Annotated in this window: 6 protein-coding genes and 1 pseudogene; 6 read left to right on the forward strand and 1 reads right to left on the reverse strand. The window is 77.3% G+C overall.

The genetic code is table 11. The features are described 5' to 3' along the window. Positions 1 to 288 precede the first annotated feature (288 nt). From EF903_RS27410 to EF903_RS27435, 6 genes are all read left to right on the forward strand, one after another. On the forward strand, positions 289 to 1,122 hold the full coding sequence (locus EF903_RS27410) for a DUF1996 domain-containing protein (protein ID WP_260616002.1): 834 nt from the start codon (positions 289 to 291) through the stop codon (positions 1,120 to 1,122). Between the two features lie 111 nt (positions 1,123 to 1,233). Next, positions 1,234 to 1,839 carry a sigma-70 family RNA polymerase sigma factor gene (locus EF903_RS27415; protein WP_125547600.1) on the forward strand — a complete coding sequence of 202 codons (606 nt, stop codon included), beginning with the start codon at positions 1,234 to 1,236 and terminating at the stop codon, positions 1,837 to 1,839. Continuing rightward, positions 1,836 to 2,603: an anti-sigma factor gene (locus EF903_RS27420; protein WP_125547602.1), complete on the forward strand. Its 768-nt coding sequence runs from the start codon at positions 1,836 to 1,838 to the stop codon at positions 2,601 to 2,603. Before EF903_RS27415 ends, EF903_RS27420 begins: the two co-directional genes overlap by 4 nt. Positions 2,604 to 2,894: 291 nt before the next feature. Then, on the forward strand, positions 2,895 to 3,839 hold the full coding sequence (locus EF903_RS27425; protein WP_125547610.1) for a RimK family alpha-L-glutamate ligase: 945 nt from the start codon (positions 2,895 to 2,897) through the stop codon (positions 3,837 to 3,839). Then, on the forward strand, positions 3,836 to 4,663 hold the full coding sequence (locus EF903_RS27430) for a RimK family alpha-L-glutamate ligase (RefSeq protein ID WP_125547604.1): 828 nt from the start codon (positions 3,836 to 3,838) through the stop codon (positions 4,661 to 4,663). The genes EF903_RS27425 and EF903_RS27430 overlap by 4 nt, the downstream gene beginning before the upstream one ends. A 76-nt stretch (positions 4,664 to 4,739) precedes the next feature. Next, positions 4,740 to 5,609 carry a DMT family transporter gene (locus EF903_RS27435; RefSeq protein WP_125547606.1) on the forward strand — a complete coding sequence of 290 codons (870 nt, stop codon included), beginning with the start codon at positions 4,740 to 4,742 and terminating at the stop codon, positions 5,607 to 5,609. 53 nt (positions 5,610 to 5,662) lie between these two features. Here the strand turns inward: EF903_RS27435 and EF903_RS34835 are convergent. Then, positions 5,663 to 5,842: pseudogene (locus EF903_RS34835) on the reverse strand (hypothetical protein); the annotation flags it as partial.

Consider the following 5,842-nt stretch of genomic DNA (forward strand, 5'->3'; position numbering starts at 1 on the left):
GCGCGATCCGGTACGCGTGGTAGCGCTCCTGCGCGAAGGACAGCGCGGCGGGCGCGTTGAGCGCGGCGAGGACGACACGGCCGCGGTGCCGAGCAGGGTGTTTTTGAACTGCCGTGAGGGACGGTACGCCAAGGGGCAGTTCCCTTCTGTCGGGGCGAACGCCCCCTCCGGCTCGTCCCCCGGCCCGGCGCCCCGGCCCGGCCCGGGGGGGCGGGGCCGGGCGGCCCGGGCGCCGCGGGACGCCCCTCGCCCGGGCCCGCGACGGCGGAGCCGGGCGCGGAGGCCGGCGTGGCGGCCGATCCGCCGCCTGTCGGGCCGCAGGCCTCCTCCGGCTCCGTGGGCGTGGACTGCGGGCGGGGAGAGGAGGGCCACTACAACGAGGACAACGTGGTGGTCTCCCCCGGGCTCCCCGCCGGCGCCCACCACACCCACGCCTACGCGGGCAACCTGTCGACGGACGCGGCCTCGACGGACGCCTCGCTGGCCGCCGCGGCGACCAGCTGCCGCGGCGGCGACCGCTCCACGTACTACTGGCCCGTCCTGCGCCGCACCGACCGTCCGGGGACCCGCCCGCACGAGCGCGCCGCCGGGCACGGCAACACGGGCCGGATCCTGCCCGAGGCCGCCGTCACGGTGGAGTACCGCGGCAGCCCCGTGAGCCGGGTCGTGCCGATGCCGCGCTTCCTGCGCGCCGTCACCGGCGACGCGGTGGCGGGGACCGCCCGCGACGGAGGGGGCGTCCGGGCCCGCTGGGGCTGCTCCGGTACGCCGGACCGGTCCACCACCCGCTACCCGCGCTGCCCGGAGGGCGAGCGCATCACCCGGACGCTCGTCTTCCCGAGCTGCTGGAACGGCCTGGACACCGACAGCCCCGACCACCGGGCCCACCTGGGGTTCCCCGCCGAGAACGGCGTGTGCCCGGCGGACTCCTTCCCGGTGCCGCAGCTGCGGATCGGGCTGGAGTACGAGGTGGAGCCGGGGACCCCGGTCGCCGTCGACTCCTTCCCCGAGCAGCGGCACGATCCCCGGACCGACCACGCCATGTTCGTCAACGCCATGACGGACGAGCAGATGGCGGCGGTCGTCGACTGCCTCAACCGGGGTGTGCGCTGCCGCCTCTGATCCCCCGTCCGCCCCCGGCATCCGCGATGTGACGCAGGTCACTTGAACCGGCGGCTCCGCCGGCCGCGTGTTCTGACCGCACGGCAGGGTGAGTGAGGACGAGAGGGCGATATGGCCGGACCACTGTGGCCCCGTACCCGGCGGGGCGCGACCGACGAGGCGCTGATCAGGTCGGTCTACGAGGAGCACGGCCACGCCCTGCTCGCGTACGCCACCCGGCTGACCGGGGACCGGGCCACCGCCGAGGACGTCGTCCAGGAGACGCTGATCCGGGCCTGGCGGCACGCCGAGGTCCTGGTGAACGGGAAGGGCTCGGTGCGCGGCTGGCTGCTCACCGTCGCCCGGAACATCATCACCGACCGGTACCGGGCCAAGGCGGCCCGGCCGCAGGAGGTGTCCGGGGCGGCGGCCGCTCCCCCGGTGGAGGTCGACCACGCCGACTCCGTCGTGGACACGATGACCGTCCTGGGTGCGCTCGACCAGCTGTCGCCGGAACACCGTGACGTGCTGAAGGAGTTGTACTACCGGCAGCTGAGCGTGGCGGAGGCTGCGGACAGCCTGGGCATCCCGGCCGGTACGGTCAAGTCGCGCTCGCACTACGCGCTCAAGGCCCTGCGCGAGGTGTTCCGGCAGAACGGCGGCGCCGGCAAGGGCCGTCGACATCGATCGGGCAGGCCGCCCCAGCAGCCCGCCGGACTGCGGGAGGTGGTGGCATGAACCGGCAGCGGCACGAGCACGAGGAGGAACTCCTCGGCCCGTACGTTCTGGGGGTCCTGGACGCGGAGGACGTCCGCCGGGTCGAGGAACACGTCGGCGGCTGCCTGCGGTGCCGCGAGGAGGTGGCAGCGTTGCGCGAGATGGAAGCGGCGCTGGGCGAGGTGCCCGCGGAGGCGTTCCTCGACGGGCCGCCGGCCGGGGGCGACCTGCTGCTCCAGCGCACGCTGCGGCGGGTGCGCGGCGAGGCCGCCGCGGCCCGGCGCAGGCGGTGGGGGCTGGCGGGGCTTGCGGCCGCGGCCTCGCTGGCGGCGGTGTTCTGGACCGGCGCCCGCGTGGGCGGGGGCGAGCCCGTCGCGGCGCCGCCGCCTGACCCGTCCCCGGCGGTGACGGCGGCCCCGTCGCCGCCGCCGGCCGGGACCAGGGTGGCCTCCGCGACCGACCCGGGCACCGGGGCGCGGATGACCGTGAAGGTCACACCGGCCGCCAGGTGGGTGCGTGTCCACGCGGCCGTGACGGGCGTCCCGGCGGGCGAGCGGTGCCGGCTGGTGGTGGTCTCGCGCGACGGCAAGCGCAGCACCGCGGGCAGCTGGGTCGTCGGCGGGCAGGCCCAGGCGGGCGGCCCGGGAGGGGCGGCCGGCGGCGAGGCGAAGGGCGCCGCCCTGGACGGCTCGGCCTGGGTGGACCCGGCGGACGTCCGAGAGGTCCTGGTGGAGAACGAGTCCGGCAGGACGTTCGTCTCGGTGCCGGTCCCCGCGGCCGTCTGACCGCGCCCGCCGGCCCTGCGGGGGCCGGGCCGCCGACTTCCCCGGCGGCCCGGCCCCCGTACGGCGTTCCCGGGACCGGCGGAACCGGCCGGGCGGGGTGCTGCGTGTGAGCCCGTGGGGCCCCGGTCTCCGCGCGCACCCGCGGTGGGGCCGGGACGGAGACCGATGCGCACGCGTACCGCGGACCGGACTGATCATCACATTGTGGTCCATGACATCCTGTGACATCACAATTCGCCGGACGTAGTCGGCGGACCTCCGGCGATGATGGGGTGGGGAATGTCCAGGTCCATGAGGCTGTGCTTCCTGGTGGAGGAGCACTACCGCCACGACGGGATGCCCAACGAGGTGATCGGGCAGCTCACCGCGTGGGGGCACCGCGTCGACGTGGTGCGCCCCGGCGGCTCGCTGCTGGACATGACCGGGGGCGTCGGCTCCGGCGCGCACGACGCCTGGGTCCTCAAGACGGTGTCGGGCGGCCCCGGACTCGTCCTGCTGGAGGCGGCCGCCGCCGCCGGGATGACCACCGTCAACGACGCCCGCTCCATCCGCGGCGTCCGGGACAAGGCGCTCGCCGCGGCCCTCGGGCAGGCAGCCGGCCTCCCCGTGCCGGCCACCTACGCGGCAGCCCGGCCGGAGCTGCTGCGGGAGGTCCCCTCCGCCCGGTACCCGCTCGTCGTCAAGCCGGCCGACGGCAGCTCCGGCCGCGGCGTACGCCTCGTGTCCTCCCCGGAGCGGCTGGAGGCACTGCTCCCCGAACTCGCCGCCGAGGGCGGCATGCTGATCGCCCAGCCGTACGTGCCGAACTCGGGCAGCGACATCAAGGTGTACGCCGTCGGCGGCGAACTGTTCGCCACGGAGCGCCGCTCGCCGCTCCACCCGGATCCGGCCGTGCGCGAGCGCCCCGTGCCGCTCTCCGCGGAGGTCGCGGCGATCGCCGCGCGCGTGGGAGCGGTGTACGGGCTGGACCTGTACGGGGTGGACGTGCTGCTCGGGCCCGACGGCCCGGCGGTGGTCGACGTCAACGACTTCCCCAGCTTCCGGCAGGTCCCCGACGCGGCCGCGCGCGTCGCCCGCGCCGTCCTCGGCCTCGCCCGCCGCGGCGGTGCGGACTCCGCCGGGCCGCCCGCGCCTGCGCTCGCGCGGACGGCGCCCGCGGTGGCGGGCGCGGGAGCGGCCGCAGGCGCGCCCGCGCTGGCCCTGCCGTCGCCCCGGACGGGCGAGGCCGCGCTGTGAGGGTCTGCCTGATCACACCCGAGCCCGGACACCCGCTGCTCGCCGCCGCAACCGGCCTGCTGCGCGCCGCCGGACACCGCGTGGACGCCCTGGACCCGGCCGCGGAGCACCCCGCGGGGGCGCCGGCGGACGTGTACCTGCTGAAGGCGCGGACCCCGCGGGCCCTGGCGCTGGCCCGGGAGTTGGAGGGGCGCGGCGCCGTCGTCGTGAACTCGGCCGCGGCGACCGGACTCTGCCAGGACCGGACGGAGATGGCCGCGCTGGCCCTCGCTGCAGGCCTGCCCTTCGCGGCGACCCGCACGCACGCCTCCCTGGCCGCCTGGGCGGCGCAGGAGGCGGCGCTGCGCGACGGCCGCCTGCCGGACCCGCCCGTGGTGGTCAAGAGCCGCCACAGCCGCCGCCACGACCTCGTCGCCCGCGTCGACGACCGCGCCCGGCTGCGGGAGCTCGCCGCGCAGTGGCCCCGTGAGCCGGTCGTCGTCCAGGACTTCGCCCCGAACAGCGGCTGGGACCACAAACTGTGGGTGATCGGCGGCCGGGTCTTCGCCGCGCTGCGCCGCTCCGAACTGGCCCCGCAGGGCCGCGGACCGGCCCGGCCGCTCGACCCGGCCGGCCTGCCCGACGGCTGGGCGGACCTCGCCATGCGGACCGGCGAGGTGTTCTCGCTGGACGTGTACGGACTCGACGTCGTCGACACCGGCGGCGGCACCCCGCTCATCGTGGACGTCAACGCCTTCCCCGGCATCCGCGGCCAGGACGGCGCGCCGCAGGCCCTGGCCGACCTCGCCCTCGCCCGGGCCCGCGCCGGGCGGCGCCGCGGCTGAGGCCCGACGGGGGGATTGCGCGGCCGGGCGCGTGTCGGCGGGCCGGGCCCGCCCGAGGCGGCGTGAGGATCACCGGATGGGCGTCCTGCTGCCGGTCCTCTTCGCGCTGTTCGCGGCGCTTGGCAACGCGCTGGCCACCGTGCTCCAGCGGCGGGCCGCCCTGACGGTGCCGCAGAGCCGCGGATTCCGGCCGGGGCTCGTCCTGGACCTGCTGCGGCGGCCCGTGTGGGTCGCCGGGATCCTCGCGGTGGTCCTGGCCGGGGCGGGCCAGGCCGCGGCGCTGGCCACCGGTGCGCTGGTGCTCGTACAGCCGCTGTTCGTGCTGGAGCTGCCGCTCGCGCTGCTGATCGCCTCGCTGACGGTGCGGCAGCGGCTGCCCGCGGCGGTGTGGGGGGCCGTCGCGGCGGTCGTCGGGGGGCTGGGCCTCGCGCTGGCCGCGGCCGCGCCGTCGGAGAACCGTACGCACGTCCCGCTCGACCGCTGGCTGCCCGCCGTCGCCGGATGTGCGGCGGCCGCTCTGCTGCTGGCGCTCGCCGGGCTGCGCAGGCCGCCGGGGCGGGCCCGGGCGGGCTGCCTGGGCGCCGCCACCGCCGTCTGCTACGCCCTCACGGCCGCCCTGATGAAGGACTCGGTGCCGCTCCTCGCCGAGGGCGGGGCGGCGGCCTTCCTGACGGCCTGGCAGACGTACGGCTTCGCCCTCTGCGGCGTCTGCGCGCTGCTGCTGCTCGAACACGCCATGCAGGGCGGCCCGCTGGTGGCCTCGCAGCCGGCGCTGACGCTGGGCGACGCGACGGTCAGCATCGTGCTGGGCGTCGTCCTGTACGACGAGCGCCTGAGAACGGGCTGGTGGATCCTGCCGCAGCTGGCCGGCGTCGCGCTGATCTGCGCGGGCGTCGTGGCCCTGGCCCGCGCCGAAACGGCGGAGGGCGCCGCCGCGACGGCCTGATGCCCGCGGCGCCCCCTGGGCTACGATCACGATCCGATCCGTTCGAACGAACCTCAGGGGTGGGCGATGGCGCCGAACTCGCGCACGAAAGCGGCGGCGAGAGCCACGGCCGGCGTCCTGGCGGCCGCCCTCCTCACCGCAGCCTGCTCGGCCGGCCCCGCGGAGCCCGCCGGCCCGGCCACCCCGCCGCCGGCGGGCTCCGCGGGGCCGGCCGAGCAGGCTGCGGTGAGGAG

Source organism: Streptomyces sp. WAC05292, from assembly GCF_003949955.1.
Taxonomy (GTDB): Bacteria; Actinomycetota; Actinomycetes; order Streptomycetales; family Streptomycetaceae; genus Streptomyces; species Streptomyces globosus.

Bases quoted from the DNA above. Each gene is read 5' to 3' on its own strand.
- EF903_RS27415 (WP_125547600.1), top strand. From the start codon at position 1,234: ATGGCCGGACCACTGTGGCCCCGTACCCGGCGGGGCGCGACCGACGAG.
- EF903_RS27420 (WP_125547602.1), top strand. From the start codon at position 1,836: ATGAACCGGCAGCGGCACGAGCACGAGGAGGAACTCCTCGGCCCGTAC.
- EF903_RS27425 (WP_125547610.1), top strand. From the start codon at position 2,895: ATGAGGCTGTGCTTCCTGGTGGAGGAGCACTACCGCCACGACGGGATG.
- EF903_RS27435 (WP_125547606.1), top strand. From the start codon at position 4,740: ATGGGCGTCCTGCTGCCGGTCCTCTTCGCGCTGTTCGCGGCGCTTGGC.